At 63.6% G+C, this 17,788-nt stretch carries 17 protein-coding genes and 1 pseudogene; 15 read left to right on the plus strand and 3 right to left on the minus strand.

Features of this window, described 5'->3' with window-relative positions:
- The 5 genes and pseudogenes from repA to M3465_RS17205 form a co-directional block, all read left to right on the plus strand.
- The coding region (repA, locus tag M3465_RS15770) for a plasmid partitioning protein RepA (RefSeq protein ID WP_249502746.1) at window positions 1-1,194 on the plus strand (1,194 nt) is incomplete at its 5' end.
- Window positions 1,178-2,110 (plus strand): plasmid partitioning protein RepB, encoded by a 933-nt coding sequence (gene repB, locus M3465_RS15775; protein WP_028288626.1) that lies wholly within the window; start codon window positions 1,178-1,180, stop codon window positions 2,108-2,110. The genes repA and repB, both read left to right, overlap by 17 nt.
- A gap of 213 nt (window positions 2,111-2,323) precedes the next feature.
- A complete protein-coding gene (repC, locus tag M3465_RS15780; RefSeq protein WP_050525470.1) occupies window positions 2,324-3,535 on the plus strand; it encodes a plasmid replication protein RepC in 1,212 nt (403 codons plus the stop codon).
- A 168-nt stretch (window positions 3,536-3,703) separates the two neighbouring features.
- Window positions 3,704-5,308 (plus strand): annotated as a pseudogene (locus tag M3465_RS15785) (ParB/RepB/Spo0J family partition protein); the annotation flags it as partial.
- A 16-nt stretch (window positions 5,309-5,324) separates the two neighbouring features.
- Complete coding sequence (locus M3465_RS17205; protein ID WP_009503871.1) at window positions 5,325-5,465, plus strand: hypothetical protein; 141 nt, start codon at window positions 5,325-5,327, stop codon at window positions 5,463-5,465.
- Between the two features lie 156 nt (window positions 5,466-5,621).
- On the opposite strand, the gene M3465_RS15795 is transcribed toward M3465_RS17205, so the two are convergent.
- Window positions 5,622-6,989 carry an ATP-binding protein gene (locus M3465_RS15795; protein WP_028288624.1) on the minus strand — a complete coding sequence of 456 codons (1,368 nt, stop codon included), beginning with the start codon at window positions 6,987-6,989 and terminating at the stop codon, window positions 5,622-5,624.
- Window positions 6,986-7,645: a response regulator transcription factor gene (locus M3465_RS15800; RefSeq protein WP_009503873.1), complete on the minus strand. Its 660-nt coding sequence runs from the start codon at window positions 7,643-7,645 to the stop codon at window positions 6,986-6,988. Before M3465_RS15800 ends, M3465_RS15795 begins: the two co-directional genes overlap by 4 nt.
- A 145-nt stretch (window positions 7,646-7,790) precedes the next feature.
- Here M3465_RS15800 and M3465_RS15805 point away from each other — a divergent pair, with 145 nt between their 5' ends.
- From M3465_RS15805 to M3465_RS15845, 9 genes are all read left to right on the plus strand, one after another.
- The gene (locus M3465_RS15805; protein WP_028288623.1) at window positions 7,791-8,108 is read left to right on the plus strand and encodes a PepSY domain-containing protein; all 318 of its coding nucleotides are present in this window, start codon (window positions 7,791-7,793) and stop codon (window positions 8,106-8,108) included.
- Window positions 8,065-9,450 (plus strand): ferredoxin reductase family protein, encoded by a 1,386-nt coding sequence (locus tag M3465_RS15810; RefSeq protein WP_249502747.1) that lies wholly within the window; start codon window positions 8,065-8,067, stop codon window positions 9,448-9,450. The genes M3465_RS15805 and M3465_RS15810 overlap by 44 nt, the downstream gene beginning before the upstream one ends.
- A 181-nt stretch (window positions 9,451-9,631) precedes the next feature.
- Window positions 9,632-10,012 carry a PepSY domain-containing protein gene (locus M3465_RS15815; RefSeq protein WP_028288621.1) on the plus strand — a complete coding sequence of 127 codons (381 nt, stop codon included), beginning with the start codon at window positions 9,632-9,634 and terminating at the stop codon, window positions 10,010-10,012.
- Between the two features lie 35 nt (window positions 10,013-10,047).
- Window positions 10,048-10,518 carry a DUF2271 domain-containing protein gene (locus M3465_RS15820; protein WP_028288620.1) on the plus strand — a complete coding sequence of 157 codons (471 nt, stop codon included), beginning with the start codon at window positions 10,048-10,050 and terminating at the stop codon, window positions 10,516-10,518.
- Between the two features lie 11 nt (window positions 10,519-10,529).
- Entirely contained in the window at window positions 10,530-12,737 is a 2,208-nt protein-coding gene (locus tag M3465_RS15825; protein WP_093362918.1) for a PepSY domain-containing protein, read from the plus strand.
- Window positions 12,718-13,698 (plus strand): FAD:protein FMN transferase, encoded by a 981-nt coding sequence (locus tag M3465_RS15830; protein ID WP_028288618.1) that lies wholly within the window; start codon window positions 12,718-12,720, stop codon window positions 13,696-13,698. The genes M3465_RS15825 and M3465_RS15830 overlap by 20 nt, the downstream gene beginning before the upstream one ends.
- 5 nt (window positions 13,699-13,703) lie before the next feature.
- Window positions 13,704-15,611: a heavy metal translocating P-type ATPase gene (locus M3465_RS15835; protein ID WP_036540305.1), complete on the plus strand. Its 1,908-nt coding sequence runs from the start codon at window positions 13,704-13,706 to the stop codon at window positions 15,609-15,611.
- Entirely contained in the window at window positions 15,608-16,309 is a 702-nt protein-coding gene (locus M3465_RS15840; protein WP_028288616.1) for a VIT1/CCC1 transporter family protein, read from the plus strand. The genes M3465_RS15835 and M3465_RS15840 overlap by 4 nt, the downstream gene beginning before the upstream one ends.
- Window positions 16,310-16,444: 135 nt before the next feature.
- Window positions 16,445-16,606, plus strand: a complete 162-nt coding sequence (locus M3465_RS15845; RefSeq protein WP_224557872.1) for a hypothetical protein — start codon at window positions 16,445-16,447, stop codon at window positions 16,604-16,606.
- A gap of 28 nt (window positions 16,607-16,634) precedes the next feature.
- On the opposite strand, the gene M3465_RS15850 is transcribed toward M3465_RS15845, so the two are convergent.
- Window positions 16,635-16,928, minus strand: a complete 294-nt coding sequence (locus tag M3465_RS15850; protein ID WP_028288615.1) for a hypothetical protein — start codon at window positions 16,926-16,928, stop codon at window positions 16,635-16,637.
- Between the two features lie 337 nt (window positions 16,929-17,265).
- Between M3465_RS15850 and M3465_RS15855 the strand changes: the two genes are divergently transcribed.
- Window positions 17,266-17,751 carry a hypothetical protein gene (locus M3465_RS15855; protein ID WP_093362917.1) on the plus strand — a complete coding sequence of 162 codons (486 nt, stop codon included), beginning with the start codon at window positions 17,266-17,268 and terminating at the stop codon, window positions 17,749-17,751.
- Window positions 17,752-17,788 lie beyond the last annotated feature (37 nt).

Consider the following 17,788-nt stretch of genomic DNA (forward strand, 5'->3'; position numbering starts at 1 on the left):
ATGAGCGAAGCTGAGCAGGACCTGGACATTGCCATCGGGCACTACGCAGAGCTTCTTGCGTCCAATCTTCATGCGCAACGTGCTGCCCACTTCCCTCCCGACGCCAAAAAAGTCATGCGCAGCCTGACCAGCGGCGAGGCGGCCGAGTTGCTTGGCGTCGATCATACCTACCTTCGCAAGCTTCATCGAGAAGGAAAGATCGCTGACGTCGAAACCACTGCGGGCAGCCACCGGCGATATACCCTCGATGATATCTGGGAGATTCGCCACGCTCTTGAGGCAAACGCGAAGAAGCCTGGAACCTACGTTCTGGGGCGTCGTGCCGGTGACGAGCTTCAGATTGTTTCTGTTGTGAACTTCAAAGGCGGGTCCGGGAAAACGACAACATCCGCTCACCTTGCACAGCGCTTGGCTCTCAAGGGATATCGTGTCCTTGCGATCGATCTGGACCCCCAGGCATCCCTTTCCGCGCTGCATGGCATCCAGCCTGAGCTGGACCTGATGGAGGGTGGCACGCTGTATGATGCGGTTCGCTACGATGAACCGGTCCCGATCTCGGACGTGATCCGCAAGACCTACATCCGTGGTCTTGACCTGATTCCCGGGAACCTCGAGCTCATGGAATTCGAACATGAGACACCGGCAGCCATTCAGCGTGGCGGCGCCCGCGCATTCTTTGCCCGTGTGCGCGACGCGCTCGACAGTGTCGAAGCGGACTATGACGTCGTCGTCATCGACTGTCCGCCGCAGCTTGGTTTTTTAACCATGTCCGCCCTTTCAGCATCTTCAGGGGTGCTTGTTACCGTTCACCCCCAAATGCTCGATCTGATGTCCATGTCGCAGTTTTTGCGCATGACCGCTGATCTGCTTGGCGTCATCCGGGATGCTGGCGCAAACCTTCGCTTCGACTGGCTGCGCTTTCTGCCGACCCGCTACAAGGTGGGTGATGCCCCGCAGACCGAGGTCATTGCTTTCATCCGGGGTCTGTTCGGCAGGTCAGTCCTGACCAACCACATGGTTGAGTCTACTGCGATCTCTGATGCAGGGCTGACGAAGCAGACGCTCTACGAGGCCGACAAGAAGGACTTCACGCGTCAGACTTTCGATCGTGCAATCGAATCCATGAACGCCGTCAACGACGAGATCGCGGCGATCATCCAGAACACGTGGGGACGCAATGGCAAGAAAGCCTAAACTGGGACTGCCACTGCAGACCCTGCGCAACGCGCCCGACGCTCTTGAAGGGCGCAGGCTGCGCGGCGGCGTTTTCGAAATCGAGCCTGACCAAATCGAAACCACAGGTCGGCTCGATGACAGGCTGCAGATTGAGACTGCGGGCCTCAAGGCGTCAATTTCCAAGAACGGACAGCGAGTACCAATCCTCGTCCGGCCGCTTGATGGTGATCGCTACAGCCTGATCTATGGCCGTCGTCGACTGGAAGCTTGCAGAGAACTTGGGATCAAGGTCCGCGCCATTGTCACAGAGATGGAGGGCGATCAGGCACTTCGTGATCAGCTGTTAGAGAACCAGGAGCGGCGGGATCTAAGCTTCATCGAACGAGCGCTTGTTGCCGCAGCCTTGCTCGACGGTGACCATCTGAGCGCATCCGAACGCACTAACAAGGGTGTCGCCGAGGTTCTCAATCTGACCGAGGCAGGAGTGTCGCAGCTGTTAAGCGTGGTCCGCACCGTTGGGGAGGACTTGGTCCTCGCCATCGGTGCCGCTCCGGGCATTGGTCGGCCCAGGTGGGAAGAGCTCAAGAAGTTGCTGGGGGCTACGGATGCCGATCGCGAACTGCTTGCAGCTTTGGCGGGTGAGGCCAAGACATCCTACCAAGGCGGTATTGACGAGAAATCCGATCATGCATTTTTGGCCGTCCTCTCTGCTGCAGGGAAGCCCGAACAGACCACATCCTCGTCTCGCCCTCGCGGGCGGCCCGGCACGGTGATTCCGGGGGTCGGTGCCGCCACTGTCACGATCGGACGTCGTGGAAAGCAACTCAAGCTCGAGTTGAAGGCCGAGGAGAGCGATTTTGTCAGCTGGCTTGAGGGCAACGCCCCGCAGCTGATCACCGAGCTTCACGAGCGCTGGAAGCGTTCGGAAGACTGAGGAAGAGCAACAATCAAAAAGGAGGCACGAGACAGGCAGAAAAGAAAAAGGCCCCGAGAAGCAAGCTTCACGAGACCTTTCTTAGGTTTCGCACGGGACCAGCCCGCTACAAAACTTCAGTTTTCGCACCTCTGAATGTAGCGATCTGGCCCCTTTCCCGCAAGCGCAAAGCGATTCGCGGGCCAGGGAAATTTTGCCTTCGTGAATGACATCATGGATTACACACCGATTTCGCCGTTTATGCGGCCGATCTCGCACGCCCATCTGCGCGTGGTCGAGCGTCCTGAGGCGTCTGTTCCCGGCAAGCCCGTCAACAAGTGGGAGCTCCTCCGTGAGCTGTCCAAGGCACAGGCCGCCTTCGGGGTTTCCGAGCGCGATCTGACCGTTCTTCAGGGACTTCTCAGCTTTTTTCCGGACGATGCGCTTGGCGGGAACACCGAAATGGTCGTCTTCCCATCCAACAAGGCGATCTGCGAGCGGCTGAACGGCATGCCTTGCTCGACGATGCGCCGTCACCTCGCCCGGTTGGTAGAGGCACGCTTGCTCATGCGGCGCGATAGCCCCAATGGGAAGCGGTATGTGCGCAAGCGTGGCGAAGATCGGGTGGCCTTCGGCTTTGATCTCTCCCCGCTCTATTGCCGGGCCGAGGAAATTGCACGGGCTGCAGAGGCTGTGCGTGAGGCCGAGGACCGTGTGCGGCGACTGAGGGAGGTAGTGAGCCTTATGCGTCGCGACTTGGCCGCTCTGGCGGAGTTCGGCGAGGAGATCCAGCCCGGGCTTGGCCTATGGGACCAGCTCCGCGACAAGGCAGCCCTCACCGCCCGCGCTCTTCGCCGCAAACTCTCGCTTGAGGATCTGTCGGCATTTCGGACTGAACTGGAGACCCTTCTTGACCAGGCGCGTAATGTGATTGACGGTCCTGAAACAGAAGAAATGAACACCAATGATGCCCAATGTGAGCGTCACCATCATAATTCAAATAAAGAATCTATAGATCTTGAACCTGCCTTAGAAAAAGGCGGGGCGGCGGGACGCGCGCCTGATGATGATACGGGTGAGCCCGTGGCTGACCTTGAAGAGTCTGACACGAGGCGGGTGCCGAAAATCCCACTCCACCTGGTAATCGCCGGCTGTCCCTCGCTCAAGACTTTCTATCAGGGCGACATTCGACACTGGCACCAACTTTTTGACGCGGCTTGTCATGTAAGGCCGGCCATGGGGATCAGTGTTTCCGCGTGGGAAGAAGCGCAACGCTGCATGGGACCAGAGCAAGCCTCGATCGTCGTCGTGGCCATGCTGGAACGATTCTCTGACATCAGATCACCGGGTGGATACTTGCGGGCGCTGACGTCCAAGGCCGCGGCGGGCGAATTCTCTTGCGGTCCGATGGTCATGGCTTTGATCGGTCGGCGAAGTGCGGCTTAACAGCTGTTAAGTTTCAACGCCGCGGTGCTCAGTTGGCATGACTTAACAGCTGTTAAGTCGCCTCTTGGCAACCATACGATCATCGAGAGGGAAAGGAGTGTTGGTTTGAGGGTGACGGGAAATGAGATCGGGAGAGTGGCTTCCGGCGCCCGTCGTGGAGAAGATCTGATGACGAAAGCTGTCCGGAAAATCACCCTGTCCCCTTCGCGGGATATCCCTTTTGACAAGCTGGTCCTGAGCCAGTCCAACGTGCGGCGCATCAAGGCTGGCGTGTCTGTCGAGGAACTGGCCGAAGACATCGCCCGCCGCGGTCTGTTGCAGAGCCTGAGCGTGCGGCCCGTCTTGGCTGACGACGGCACCGAGACCGGCAAGTTCGAGATCCCGGTCGGTGGCCGTCGGTTCCAAGCATTGTCCCTGCTGGTGAAGCAGAAGTGTTTGGCAAAGACCCCGCCCATTCCTTGCATCGTGCGCGATGCTGCGTCCGACATCCTGGCCGAGGATGATTCCCTTGCAGAAAGCATGCATCGCGTCGCCCTGCACCCGCTCGACCAATTCCGCGCGTTTGTGGCGCTGAGGGACAAGGGCCAGAGCGATGCAGAGATTGCCGCCGCCTTCTTCGTGACGCCGCAGATCGTGAAGCAGCGCTTGAAACTCGCTTCCGTCGCCCCTGCCCTGCTTGAGGTCTATGCCGAGGATGGCATGACGCTGGAGCAGCTCATGGCCTTCACCGTGAACCCCGATCATGCGCGTCAGGTTCAGGTCTGGGATGTGATCCATTCATCTTGGAACAAGGAGCCATTCCAGATCCGGCGCATGCTGACCGAGACCTCGGTCCGGGCGTCTGACCGGCGCGCGGTCTTTGTGGGTGTTGAGGCCTACGAAGCGGCGGGCGGCACGATGTTGCATGACCTCTTTCAGGGCGATGACGGTGGCTGGCTCGAGGACCCTGCCCTGCTCGATCGGCTGGTGACGGAAAAACTCCAGGCCAAGGCTGAGACGGTTGCCGTTGAGGGCTGGAAGTGGATCGAGGTCGCGCTTGACCTGCCCTACGGCTACAGCCACGGCCTGCGGTCCCTGTCAGGTGATCCGGCACCGATGACGGATGACGAAGGCGCGGACCATGCCAAGCTGCTCGCCGAATACCGGGCGCTGGAAGAGGAATACGCGGGTCAGGATGAAATCCCCGACGGGATCGACACGCGGCTTGGCGTGTTGGAAACGGAGATGGAAAAGATCGAGACCCGGCCGTTGATCTTCGACGCGGAGGAGATCGGGCGGGCAGGGGCGTTCGTCACGCTCGACCGCTACGGCGCGCTGGCCGTCTATCGCGGCTATGTGCGTCCAGAGGATGAGCCGGTTGACGTGACAGCGGTCCAGGATGGTGCTGATCCTGCGGTGGCGGGGCAGGGGGATGATCGTGATCTCACCGATGGCTATGACAGTGCCGCTCATGCCGGAACCGTCATCATGTCGGGAGGCCAGCCGATTGGCGGCGATCTGCCGGAGGATGAGGATGACGGAGCGCTGAAGCCACTGCCCGAGCGGCTCGTAATCGAGTTGACGGCACACCGGACGCTGGCGCTGCGTGAAGCGATCGGGCGCTCGCCCGACGTGGCGTTGATTCTGCTGCTGCTGAAGATTGTGACGGACACCTTCCGCACTTCCTCTGCTTCGGGAAGCTGTCTCGAAGCCTCAGTGCGTCACATCTACATGCCGGCGCAGGCGAGCGATCTGAAGGACAGCGTGGTGGCAAAGCTGGTCGACGAGCGTCATGCGCCGGAACGATCTCGTGGCGCTTGACGATGAGGACCATGCCGAAGGGCAGGGGGCGGATGCCGAAGCGGCTGACAGCGTCAGTGAAGCTGACCTTCCTGCATTTCTGACGGATGACCTGCCTGCTGAAGGCGCGTCGATGCTGGCCTCGGAATAACGTGATCCAGCGGGGGGCGGAGATTCCGCCCCCAATCACCCTATAGTGTAATAATATCAATGGGATGAGCGCGATTACTCGCATTCAGAATGAAGAATCATGTCTACAACAACCATCATCGACACCGCACCCCTCGGGGCGCTGCGACGTGAGACTTCAAGGCCAATGCTCCCGATCTTTCACATGGGCATTTGGAGCATCCGTTGGCAATCTGACGGATGCCTGAAATCCAGAAGTTTCACCGGGACGTGGTGACTGGAGCAAGAGAGAGGTTTCGATCCGTTCTGCGATGGCTGAGACGATAGCGAGGCCAAGCCCGCTACCATCAGTTTTTGCATCTGCCCTCTCGAAGCGCCCTGTCAGGCGTTCGAGTGTTTCGGTTGCTACCGCGGGGCCCTCGTTCGCCACGATCAACTGCCCCTCGCTCGTGAGTGTAACCGCGACTGGGGCATTCTGCGCCCCGTGGCGTAGGGCGTTTTCCACCAGATTCCGGCACAGAATTCCTAATGCGTCGGGGTCGATATCAGACAAGACAGGCGTGTCCGGCAAGTTCAACGTAAGGCGCCCGTTCTCTGTGGTGCGCGCGATATCTTCCACCACGACCCGAGTGATGGTTCTGACATCAGCGCTCTGGTCCATCCGAAGTCTACCGCCTTCCGCCCGCGCAAGCTGCAGGAGACGCTCGGAAAGCCGAGTGAGACGCTTGAGCGTTGCCTCGATCTCGGCGGCACGGGCGTCGATGGTCGGATCTTTGGTCTCTGACCGCAGTCGCTGCGCCTGGGCGATAGCGCCCGCCAATGGTGTCCTTAGTTCATGAGCCGCATTGGCTGCAAAACTTCGCTCAGCCTCGAACGCGTCGCGCAACCGAGCCAAAAGGCTGTTCAAGGTTGCGGCCAGCGGTCCGATTTCGGTCGGCAGGTCGGCCGCGGGTACTTCTGACAGGTCGCGCACGCCGCGCGCTTCAAGCCGCGTACGGAACCGATGGAGAGGGGCGAGGCTAAAGCGCACAGCGAGAATAATCGACGCGAGCGCCAACGGCAGCACGACCAGCAGCGGCAGGCCGAGGCCCATCTGGATTTCAAGAGCAACCGATGCGCGATGCGCCAACGGTTCGGCCACGGTGATGCTGATCGTCCCCTGGAGCGCCGCGTCGCTGTAGAGGCGATGTGTGGCGTTCTGCCCAAATCCCGGCCCGTCGTATGGAGGGAACACGGCAGGGTCCGCCGCATGGGATTGCAGCAAAATGCGTCCCTCGGCATCGCGTACGATGTAGGTGAAGAACTCGTCATGCTCCCGGATCGGCGCGAGGCGCTGCGTCACACCCTGATCTTCTCGGCCGACGATGTCGGTCACGGCCAGCGGAAGGATGCGCTCGGCGGTTTCGCGCAGGGCGCTGTCGAAGACCTCGTCCATCTCGCCCCGAACGATCACCGCGGTAACCGTGGCGGCGGCGAGCCAGAGGATCGTCAGCACAAGGCCGAGTGACAAGCCGAGCCGTACCTGAAGGCTGGATGGCCACATCATGGCTTGCCCAGCCGGTAACCCATGCCGCGCTCGGTCTCGATGATGGCGCTCCCCAGTTTCTTGCGCAGGCGGCTCACGTGCACCTCGATGGTGTTGCTCTCGACTTCGGCGTCGAAAGCGTAGAGCTTCTCCTCCAACTGCGCCTTGGACAGGAGCTGCCCGGGACGCGCCAGGAAGGCCTCGAAGAGCGCCCATTCCCGCGCCGTCAGCGGCACATGTCTGCCATCCCGATGGACGCTGCGCGCGGCAAGGTCGATGTCGAGCGGTCCGTGGGTCAGGATCGGGTTGGGGTTGCCGCTGTAGCGCCGCGCGACCGATCCGATCCGTGCCGACAGTTCCGACAGGTCGAAGGGCTTCACAAGATAGTCGTCAGCGCCCGCATTGAGGCCTTCGATCCTATCGGACACCTGGTCGAGCGCCGTCAGGATGATGACCGGCGTCACGTCTCCACGCGTCCTGAGGCCCTTGAGGAACCCGATACCACGTCCGTCTGGCAGCATGAGGTCGAGCAGGAGCAGGTCGTAAGAGGTTGCGCTCATCGCGTCTGCCGCCGCGTCTAGCCGCGTGACCCAGTCTACTGACTGGCCATCAGCTGCGATCTGGTCGCGCACGGCAGCGCCAAGAGTCGTGTCGTCCTCGATCAGCAATATGCGCATGGTCGTACCCGTCCTTTCCTGATGTCCCTCCATGATCCGTCTGGCTGACACGAAGCTGAAGCTTGTGGGTCGAGCCCCTTCAGGCTGCCGTCAGCTTCGCGGCGCATGAATGGCATCAAGAGGCGAGCCACTAGGAGTGTGCCCCATGAAGAAGACATTGACAATTATCGGCTTTCTCGCGGTCTTTACGGCCGGCGCGGCGCTGGCTGACGACGATTGCTTCGTGCCGATGGCCGACTGGCAGCCGCGCGATGCTGTTGCCATGCTGGCCGAGGAAAATGGTTGGACGGTGCGCCGGATCAAGATCGATGACGGCTGCTACGAGATCGACGGGAGGGATGCCGAGGGGCGTGCGATCGAGGTGACTGTCCACCCGGCCACGCTGGAGGTAATCGAGTTCGAATACGAGGACGACGAGGATGATCGCCGCGAGCGGGATCACGAGAGACGCGACGATGACTGATGCAGCGCGTCGCGACGGTATTGTCCCGGTGCCGAGCCTGCCGGCACTCTCCCGGCTTTCCCTAAACTCTCCTCTAGCCCTGACGGGCCCGGTGCTGGTTGCGTTGCCATGCCTGCTGGCGGCTTTGCTCGGTTTCAACACCTATGCGACTTATGGTGCGGATGCCGCGCTCGGCATCGCCGTCGGGGCCGCGGCAGTTGTCGCGATGGCACAGACCCTGATCCTCGCCGCACGGCCGCCGCTGGTGGAGCCGTTGTTCGGCGGTCTCGATCGCATGTACCGGGTCCACAAGTGGCTTGGTATTTCCGCAATGGTCCTGATGATCCTGCACCAGCAGATCGAGCCGGATTTCGAGCGTTTGGTGCGTGAAACCTCCCTTGGTGAACTTGGTGAAGAGGCGGGCGAACTTGCCTTCAACGCGCTTCTTGCCCTGGTTGCTGTCAGCTGGTTCCGGAGATTGCCCTTCACCCCACTGGAAATCCCCTATCAAATCTGGCGGTTCAGCCATCGTTTCATGGGGGCCCTTTTTGCAATCGTGGTCTTTCACCAGTTCTTCGTCGACCTGCCGACAGAGGTAGATCCATCGCTCTCGGTGCTTCTGAACACATTCGGCATCGCCGGAGTGATCGCGTGGATATTCACCGAGCTGGTCGCCCCGTACCTGCGGCGTAGAGAATTCACCGTCACAGAGATCAGCCAGACCAAGGACACCACCACGCTAACCCTCCGCCCCGAGGGGCGGGCCATGCGGTGGCGGCCGGGGCAATTCGCCTTCTTCCGCGCGCCAGAGGCAGGACTGTCCGAGCCGCACCCTTTCACGATTGCCAGCGCCCCGCGCCCTGACGGCACCCTGACGTTCTGCATCAGGGGGTTGGGTGGCTGGACACGAAGCCTGCCCGCCATCTTGCGGACCGGAACGCGCGTGCAGGTCGAAGGGCCATATGGACGGTTCAATTTCCGCAAGGGCGGTGCGCGCCAAATATGGCTTGCCGGCGGCATCGGTATCACGCCGTTCCTCGCCTGGGCGGAAAGCCTGACAGAGGCGGAGAGTCGCGACATTCACCTCATCTACTGCGTTCCGACACAAGAGGAGGCGATTGGCGTAGAGACGTTGCGCGCTGCGGCTGCCCGCAACCCGAGGTTCAGTTTCGAGGTGGTCGTTACGACGCGCGATGGCAGGCTCACGGCCGAGCGCCTGATTGGCGCGGTCCCTTTCGCGATCCGGCAAGCCGATCTGTGGTTCTGCGGCCCAACCGGTCTGAAGGACGGGATTCTCAAGGGCTTGAAAGCACAAGGCCAAACGCCTCGCCGTGTCCGCTTCGAGCAGTTCGAATTCACCTGAACGCGGGGCAGGGCGTATAGCCATGCCAGCCCTGTAGCCTGCGCTCGCATCTTTTTGGCCCCGTCATCATCGGCGGGGCCATTTTCCTGACGGCAAGCTGAAGCAGGAATCGCTGGGGCGTCAGGATGCCCTCAGGTCGGGGGTGCCAGATTGGTCTCATCAAACGAAAGGACCCCTTGCCATGAAAAAGACCCTGACCGCCCTTGCCCTGATCGCACTTTTGCCCGCCGGCGCTGCGCTGGCCGACGACGATGATTGCAATGCGCCCCGTGACCAGTGGCAGCCGCGCGAGGCCGCCATGCAGATGGCCGAACAGAACGGTTGGACGGTGCGCGACTTCGAGATCGACGACGGCTGCTACGAAATCGAAGGCCGAGACCAGAATGGCCGCGAGATCGAGGTGAAGTTCGATCCGGCGACGCTGCAGATCGTCGAGATGGACTACGAGGATGATGACGACGACCGCGGTGGCGCCCGCAATCCCGCGCCCGCTGGAACGGTCGCTCCTCCGCAGAACGGCCTCTTCGGAAACGGCGCCCCTCCGCAGGTTCAGGTGAACTGAACAGCTCCGAAGCACCCTGAACAAGGATCATTCCCATGAAATCACTTCTCGCAACGCTCGCGCTTACCACCGCACTCACGCTTCCCGGCCTCGCTATGGCACGGCCCGTGACGCTCACAACCACCCTTAACAACTATGGTGGCGACGGCGCTTACCTCGCGCTTTACGTTACCGACGCCTCGGGCGCCTATGTCGGCAGTCTCTGGATGGCTGGTGGCAAGTCCAAGTACTACGAGCATCTGAGCGACTGGTACCGTGCCACGGGCGGCGATACCGCGCAGGTAAACGGTATCACCGGCGCCAGCGTCGGCGCGGGCCGCAGTCTCGAGATCACGCTCGATCTGGCCGACGCGCTGTTCGATGCGGGCTACACGCTGCACATCGACGCGGCAGTCGAGGATATGCGCGACAGCCCGAACGAGGTGGCCGTGCCGCTGACGACGGCGGGCGCGGGCACGCCGGTGAGCGGGCGGCGCTACATCGCCAACTTCTCCTACGACATGTGAGGGGCAGGGCCATGATCCGTACACTCCATCGCTGGCCGGGTCTTCTGGCACTCGCGCTCGTCACGATCCTGAGCCTGAGCGGCGCTGCGCTCTCGGTCTTTCCGGCAGTCGAGCGCATCACCGCGCCGCAGGTGGAGACTGGCCTGACAGTCGCCACCCTCGCGGAGCGCATCCAGGTCGTCTATCCGGGCGTCGAGCAGATCCGGCGGTCGCCCTCCGGTCGGATCACCGCCTATTGGTTCGATCAGGGCGCGCCGGGTGCTGCCGTGATCGACCCGGCGACGGGCGCGGGCGTGGCCTCGGCCGACCCGAACCAGGCGCTTCGCTGGCTCACCAACTTTCATCGCTCGCTCTTCCTCGGGGATGGCGGGCGCATCGCCATGGCCGCCGGGGCCGCGGCGATGCTGGTCCTCTCGCTCTCGGGTGCTATGCTGGTCGTGCGACGGGCGGGCGGATGGCGGCACTGGTTCGCGTCCTTGCGCGGTCCGTTCACGGGCAGGCTGCATGTCGAGATCGCCCGGATCGCCGTCATCGGCCTCGTTCTGTCCTCCACCACCGCCCTCTGGATGACAGCCTCCACCTTCGATCTTTTGCCGGACGGTGGCGTCCTGCCGGCTGATCCCACCGAAGTGAGCGGAGAGATTGGGTTCGCTCTCGATCAGATGGCCACGCTGCTGCAGACGCCCGTCGCCGAGCTGCGCGAACTGAGCTTTCCCTATCCCGGCGATGCGACGGACGTGTTCACACTGAAGACCGACCGGGGCACCGGCTATCTTGACCAGGGAACCGGCGCGCTCGTGGCATGGGCCGACCTGACCGGGTGGGAGCGCGTCTCGGAAACCATTTACATGCTGCACACGGGGCAGGGGGCCGCGATGCTCGGCCTTGTGCTCGGGATGATGGCGCTCGGAGTGCCGGCGATGGGCGTGACCGGCGTCTTGATCTGGCTTGCCGGGCGGCGCGGGCGGCCGCGCATCCGGGGCAACCAGCCCGCGGGCCGTGCCGAGACGATCATTCTTGTCGGCAGCGAGGGTGGCAGCACCTGGGGCTTCGCCGCGACCCTGCATGCCGCGCTGACGGCAGCGGGGCAGGGCGTCCATGTTGGCCCGATGTCGGGCTTCGCACCAGAGCGCTACGCCCGTGCAGAGCGCATCATCGTCCTCGCCGCGACTTATGGCGATGGCGCGGCGCCCGCCTCGGCCAAGGGGCTCCTCGACCGGATGAACGCGTCGGCCCCTGCGCCTGATATCCCGATGGCCCTGCTCGGCTTCGGCGACCGCAGCTTTCCGTCCTATTGCGCCTTCGCCAAGGCCGTTGCGGCAGCGGCGCAGGCGAAGGGCTGGGCCGAACTCATGCCGCTGGACACGATCGACCGCCAATCGCCACAGGATTTCGCGCGCTGGGGCCGAGCTCTTGGCGAGGTGCTTGGCATCTCTCTCGAGCTTTCTCACCAGCCCGTTTCGCCGCGCACCGAAACATTGACCCTCGTCTCGCGGCGCAACTACGGGGCCGAGATGCAGGCGGGGGCCGCGATCCTGCGCTTCGCCCTGCCGCGCGCAACGCCGTGGCAACGGCTGACGGGCACGGGCTTCGCACGGTTCCAGGCGGGCGACCTGATCGGCGTCCTGCCGCAGGGCAGCCCGATGCCGCGCCTCTATTCGCTGGCCTCGGGCCGGCGCGACGGGTTCGTCGAGATCGTGGTGCGCAAGCATCCGGGCGGTCTGGCCTCGGGCCAGCTGACCGCGCTGGAACCGGGCGATACGGTCCGGGCCTTCCTGCGGCGCAATCCCGGCTTTGACGCCGGTCGCGGTCTCACCCCGCTGATCCTGATCGGGGCGGGCACCGGCATCGGGCCGCTGGCGGGCTTCATCCGCGGCAATGCGCGGCACAGGCCCGTGCACCTGTTTTTCGGGATGCGGCATGCGGACAGCGATTTCTTCTATGGCGAAGAGATGCCCGGCTGGCAGGCTGAGGGGCGGTTGACCCGGCTTGTCACCGCCGTCTCGCGCGGCGCGCGGCGCAGTTATGTGCAGGACGCCTTGCGCGCCGACGCGGCGCAGGTGGCCCGGCTTATCTGCGACGGGGCGCGTGTGATGGTCTGCGGCGGGCGCGACATGGCCACGGGCGTGAGCGATGCGTTGGCCGAGATACTCGCACCTGCCGGGCTTACGCCCGCAGTCCTAAAGGCAGAGGGGCGGTATGTCGAAGATGTCTACTGAGCGCGCGCGCATCGCCCTGAACGGCCCCGCCATGGGCACGCGCTGGTCGGCGCTGTTCTTCGCGGATCGGGTCCGCGACACGGATGCAATTCGTGCCGCCCTTCAGGCGGCTGTCGACGAGGTGGACACGCAGATGTCGATGTGGAACGCGGAGAGCGCGCTCATGCGGATCAATGCGGCGCCGGTGGGCGATTGGGTGGTGGTGCCGGAGCAACTGCGGGCGGTCCTGCGCCTCGGGCTCGAGATCGGGCGTGCCTCGGGCGGGGCCTTCGATATCGGCATGGGCGATGCGGTGACGGCCTGGGGTTTCGGGCCCGGGGCCGCCGCGCCCGAGGGTATCCGCGCCGCGATGGACGCCCCCCGCCGCCCGGCTCAGGAGGTGCTGGAGATCGAGGGGATGCAGTTGCGCAAGACCGCGCCCGTCGCGCTGGACCTGAACGGCATCGCCAAGGGCCACGGTGTCGACCGGCTCGCCGAGACCTTGCGCGATCATGGGATTGCCGACGCCCTTGTCGGCATCGACGGTGAGATGCGTGCCATGGGCCTGCGCCCCGATGGCGAGGCATGGATCATCGCGGTAGAAGCGCCGGACCCTGATCGCCGGACGCCGCATTCGGTTCTGGCGCTGCAGGACGCCGCCGTCGCGACCTCCGGTGACTACCGCCATTGGGTCGAGGTGCATGGGCGCCGCCTGTCGCATACCATGGATCCGAGACGTGGCGCGCCGCTGATCGCCTCGCCGGCCTCCGTCACCGTCGTGGCCCGCACCTGTGCCGAGGCCGACGCCTGGGCGACGGCGCTGATGGTGCTCGGTGCGGAGAGGGGTGCGGACCTCGCAAGACAACGTGGACTCGACGCCCTGTTTCTTCTGCGCGATGATGAAGGGAATGCAATGGGCGTGGGAGTCGGGCGTCTTTTTTCCGAAGAACCAGCGGCAATCGCCTCAGCCGGGGGAAGATGAGCCGCATGGAACAGACCCGTACCGATCGCTTCAAGACCGCACTCCTGCTGATGGCCGCAACCGGGCTGATCGTGGGACTCGCATTCTACCTTGCGGGCCAACCAGAGGTTGCGAACCTGATCTGGATTGCAGGAGTTGTTCCCGCGCTGGCAGCGCTTGTGGTCGAAATCGTCCGCAGCATTGGGCGCGGCGAGGTGGGCCTCGATATCGTTGCCGCGCTGTCGATGTCGGCGGCGCTTGTCTTCGGCGAGACCTTGGCTGCGGCTGTCGTCGCAGTCATGTATTCTGGAGGCACTTTCCTCGAAGCCTTCGCTGAGGGCCGTGCACGTCGTTCGATGAAGGATCTTCTATCTCGCGTACCCCGGACCGCGACGCGGCACCGGAACGGCGGTCTTGAGGATGTGCCTCTCGAGGAGATCGCACCGGGCGATCGCCTGCTGATCCGGCAGGGCGATGTCGTTCCCGTGGACGGTTCGGTTACGTCCGACACCGCCTTCCTCGACACCGCGGCGCTGACCGGCGAATCCCTCCCAGTCCGGCTGGCGCGCGGGGCCGACGCCATGAGCGGATCGACCAACGCGGGCGAGGCCTTCGACCTGACGGCGACGCGCGAGGCCAAGGACAGCACCTATGCCGGGATCGTTCGCCTGGTCGAGGAAGCGCAGGCGTCCAAAGCGCCGATGTCCCGGCTGGCCGACCGCTGGTCGCTGGGCTTTCTGGTCGTCACCGTCAGTATCGCCTTCGCGGCCTGGTGGTTCACAGGCGATCCGATCCGCGCGGTCGCCGTGCTGGTGGTCGCCACGCCCTGTCCGCTGATCCTTGCCGTGCCGGTTGCGCTGGTCGCGGGTCTCTCGCGTGCGGCGCATTTTGGCGTTTTGATCAAGGGCGCAGGGCCGCTCGAGACAATGGCGCGCATCCGTACGCTGATCCTCGACAAGACGGGGACGCTGACAGATGGCCGTCCGCAGATCATCTCGATCGACAGCCACGATGGCATGAACGAGGACGACATCCTGCGCCTCGCGGCCGCGCTCGATCAGGCCTCCAAGCACCCTGTCGCGCAAGCGATCGTCACCGCCGCCAAGGCACAGGGCTTCACACTGCCCGTTCCGACAGAAGTGGCTGAGATCCCGGGCGAAGGGGTCTTGGGTCGTGTGGAGGACCGCGAGGTGATCGTCGGGGGCGACGGCTTCGTGGCGTCCCGGGTCGGGCGGATGGTGGGCGATCACCCCGCCAAGGGCGCCGGATCGGTCCTTGTCGCAGTGGCAGTTGACGGTCACATGGCCGGGCACCTCGTCATGTCCGACCCGCTGCGCGAGGGAGCGGGTGCCATGCTGGACGGTCTGCGCCGCCAAGGGATCTCGCGTATCCTGCTGGCCACCGGCGACCGCGCGGACGTGGCCGAGCGTGTGACGGAAGGGCTGGGCCTCGACGGGCTGCGGGCCGGTCTGACGCCGGATCAAAAGGTGTTGCTGGTGCTCTCTGAGCGTAAACACGGGCCGGTGATGATGGTGGGTGATGGTGTCAACGACGCGCCCGCCCTGGCCGCAGCCGATGTAGGCGTGGCAATGGGGGCACGGGGCGCCGCGGCCTCGGCCGAGGCCGCCGACGTGGTGCTGCTCGTCGACCGGATCGACCGGCTGGGGCCCGGCATCGAGATCGCGCGGGCTTCACGCCGGATCGCGGTCGAAAGCGTTGTCGCCGGGATCGGCCTGTCTGTCATGGGCATGATCGCGGCCGCTTTCGGCTACCTCACGCCGGTTCAGGGCGCGCTCCTGCAAGAAGTGATCGACGTTGCCGTGATCCTGAACGCCCTGCGCGCGCTGCGCATCGCGCCACAGGAGCCAGCTACGGGCAAACCCCAGGCGATCATTTCAGAGCAAGCTGACATCGTTCAAGGAGCCACGCCATGAGCCGTCTATCACATTCTGAAATCCATATGGTGCATCGCATCGGCTGGCTGCGGGCCGCCGTTCTCGGCGCCAACGATGGTCTTGTCTCGACCGCGAGCCTCGTCGTCGGCGTCGCCGCAGCCGGGTCCGGCAAGCCCGAGGTCATGATCGCCGGGCTGGCCGGGCTTATGGCTGGCGCGATGTCGATGGCGGCGGGGGAGTATGTCTCGGTCAGCTCGCAAACTGACGCCGAACAGGCGGACCTCGCCCGAGAGAGCCGTGAACTCGAGGAAACGCCCGAGGCCGAGCTCGAGGAACTAACCCGGATTTATGTTGAAAGGGGGCTGGACCGCGACCTGGCGGAAAAGGTTGCCGTGCAACTGACTGAACGTGACGCGCTCGGATCGCATGCGCGCGACGAGCTCGGCATTTCGGAAACCGTTACCGCCCGCCCTGTCCAGGCGGCTCTGGTGTCCGCACTGACCTTCGCCGTTGGGGCGGTGCTGCCCCTGATCGTCGTGCTGCTGGTCTCGGAGGCGCAGATCGCTCCCCTGGTGGCGGGATCGACGATCCTTGGCCTTGCGGTTCTTGGCGGATTGGGCGCTTCGGCCGGCGGCGCAGGCGTCGTCCGTGGGGCCACGCGGGTCACGCTATGGGGAGCGCTTGCAATGGCGGCGACAGCCGGGGTCGGTGCGCTGTTCGGGGTCGCCGTAGGCTAGGAGTTAATGGGGTGTACCCGAACCCCGCTCCGGCTGCTTGTTGCGGCAACGCTCGTCAACATCGTGCTGATCATCGAGGTGCCACAGATCGAGTCGCAGCGCGTGGGGTCATAAACCCATGTCCGCAAATGGGTCATGCTGGACGAGATCAACACCGATGTTCTGGAGCGGTCCTTTGTCTGGGAGGACCGCACGCCCATCGGCACGTTCAGTTCCGTCTTCACATCCAAAATCCAGTCCAGCCTGATCGCGCTTGCCAAGTCGGGCGGGGCATCCGTTGTCGATCGGCCGAAGTAATCTCGATCAGCGCGGGGTCTACCCAGCTTCACTTGTTCCCATCGATCCACTTCGACATCAGCTCCTTGTCGCGGAAGCATTCGTCCGGCACGGCGCGGCGCTTGATGCGGGCGAGGCGCTCGGCAAAGGCGACCTGCTTTGATGTCGGGCGGCTGTCCTGCGTGCCCGGCTTCAGCTTGGCCTGTGCGTCGATCCAGGCGCTCAAGGAGCGCCGATCTTGCTGAACCTCACACGGCAGAAGCGTCTGGTTGCGAAGGGCCAGTGCGCGCGCATAGGCGATCTGCTTTGGCGTCGCGGGCAGGGCGTAAGTGGTGCTTTCCATCGGGGATCTCCCTTCTTAGCGTGGCTTTCAACATAGAACATAACAGGAACAAAATCAAGCCACCTGCGGAAATCATGGGGTTTGAGAGGAAGAGGAGGGCCGGGGGAGGTCAGGCCTGAGGATGCCCGAAAGAGGGTGTCCGGGCCTGATCCTGTTCCTCATTGGGGTCTGATGCCGGAAAGTGGAGGATCCTACGTTCTCATGAGCTTTGCATTTAACGCTCCTCGGCATCAGATCCCTAAAGAGTGAAAGTGTTCGTCGGGTTTTGTGACTGACGGATGAGGGCCTTTGGGGTCCCTCAGATGGGTCCGGGCCGGATTCCGGTCTGCCGTTCCTGATGAAGGGCATTCCCATGCAAACAGGTGTCTTGCGCGTGCTCCGCGCAACCGCTGCCTCGTGGTGGCGGCATAGAGAGCTGCGCCGAACTGGCCAGACGGCGCTGGCACAACGGCGCGAGCGCGAGACCGTCCTACGTGATCTCGGTTATCTGAAGCAGGCGGCGTTATTGCCAAACGCGCATGTGATCTGCGGGGAGGGCGGGACATTCCTCCATCTCGGTTGGACCACCGTGTCGACCTTCGCGCCGATCAAGCGCTTTCCCTTGGCCGCCCTCGCGGTCGCACAAGGGACCCCGTTCATCGATATCCGACCCGTCACCGATGTCATCGCCTTCGCGAACCTGCCGCGGGTGGCGCGGGACGGATCGGACGACTCTGAACCTTCGGGTCCCGGCAGGTCCGTGTCGCTGACCACCTACATCGACATGGCCGAACAGCTCGGCGCGAGCATCACCAACGATCCGCGGCCCTGTCGGTCAACCTAGTGACCACTCCCTCTCACCAAAACTCGAAAGGACGCCA

Origin of the sequence: Marivita sp. GX14005, assembly GCF_023370775.1 — a bacterium.
Lineage (GTDB): Bacteria > Pseudomonadota > Alphaproteobacteria > Rhodobacterales > Rhodobacteraceae > Marivita.

Bases quoted from the DNA above. Each gene is read 5' to 3' on its own strand.
- M3465_RS15805 (WP_028288623.1), top strand. From the start codon at position 7,791: ATGAAGAAGACATTGACAATTATCGGCTTTCTCGCGGTCTTTACGGCC.
- M3465_RS15840 (WP_028288616.1), top strand. From the start codon at position 15,608: ATGAGCCGTCTATCACATTCTGAAATCCATATGGTGCATCGCATCGGC.
- M3465_RS15830 (WP_028288618.1), top strand. From the start codon at position 12,718: ATGTCGAAGATGTCTACTGAGCGCGCGCGCATCGCCCTGAACGGCCCC.
- repB (WP_028288626.1), top strand. From the start codon at position 1,178: ATGGCAAGAAAGCCTAAACTGGGACTGCCACTGCAGACCCTGCGCAAC.
- M3465_RS15810 (WP_249502747.1), top strand. From the start codon at position 8,065: ATGATCGCCGCGAGCGGGATCACGAGAGACGCGACGATGACTGATGCA.
- M3465_RS15820 (WP_028288620.1), top strand. From the start codon at position 10,048: ATGAAATCACTTCTCGCAACGCTCGCGCTTACCACCGCACTCACGCTT.
- M3465_RS15845 (WP_224557872.1), top strand. From the start codon at position 16,445: ATGCTGGACGAGATCAACACCGATGTTCTGGAGCGGTCCTTTGTCTGG.
- M3465_RS15855 (WP_093362917.1), top strand. From the start codon at position 17,266: ATGAAGGGCATTCCCATGCAAACAGGTGTCTTGCGCGTGCTCCGCGCA.
- M3465_RS15835 (WP_036540305.1), top strand. From the start codon at position 13,704: ATGGAACAGACCCGTACCGATCGCTTCAAGACCGCACTCCTGCTGATG.
- M3465_RS15815 (WP_028288621.1), top strand. From the start codon at position 9,632: ATGAAAAAGACCCTGACCGCCCTTGCCCTGATCGCACTTTTGCCCGCC.
- M3465_RS15800 (WP_009503873.1), bottom strand. From the start codon at position 7,645: ATGCGCATATTGCTGATCGAGGACGACACGACTCTTGGCGCTGCCGTG.
- M3465_RS15850 (WP_028288615.1), bottom strand. From the start codon at position 16,928: ATGGAAAGCACCACTTACGCCCTGCCCGCGACGCCAAAGCAGATCGCC.
- M3465_RS15825 (WP_093362918.1), top strand. From the start codon at position 10,530: ATGATCCGTACACTCCATCGCTGGCCGGGTCTTCTGGCACTCGCGCTC.
- M3465_RS15795 (WP_028288624.1), bottom strand. From the start codon at position 6,989: ATGATGTGGCCATCCAGCCTTCAGGTACGGCTCGGCTTGTCACTCGGC.
- repC (WP_050525470.1), top strand. From the start codon at position 2,324: ATGGATTACACACCGATTTCGCCGTTTATGCGGCCGATCTCGCACGCC.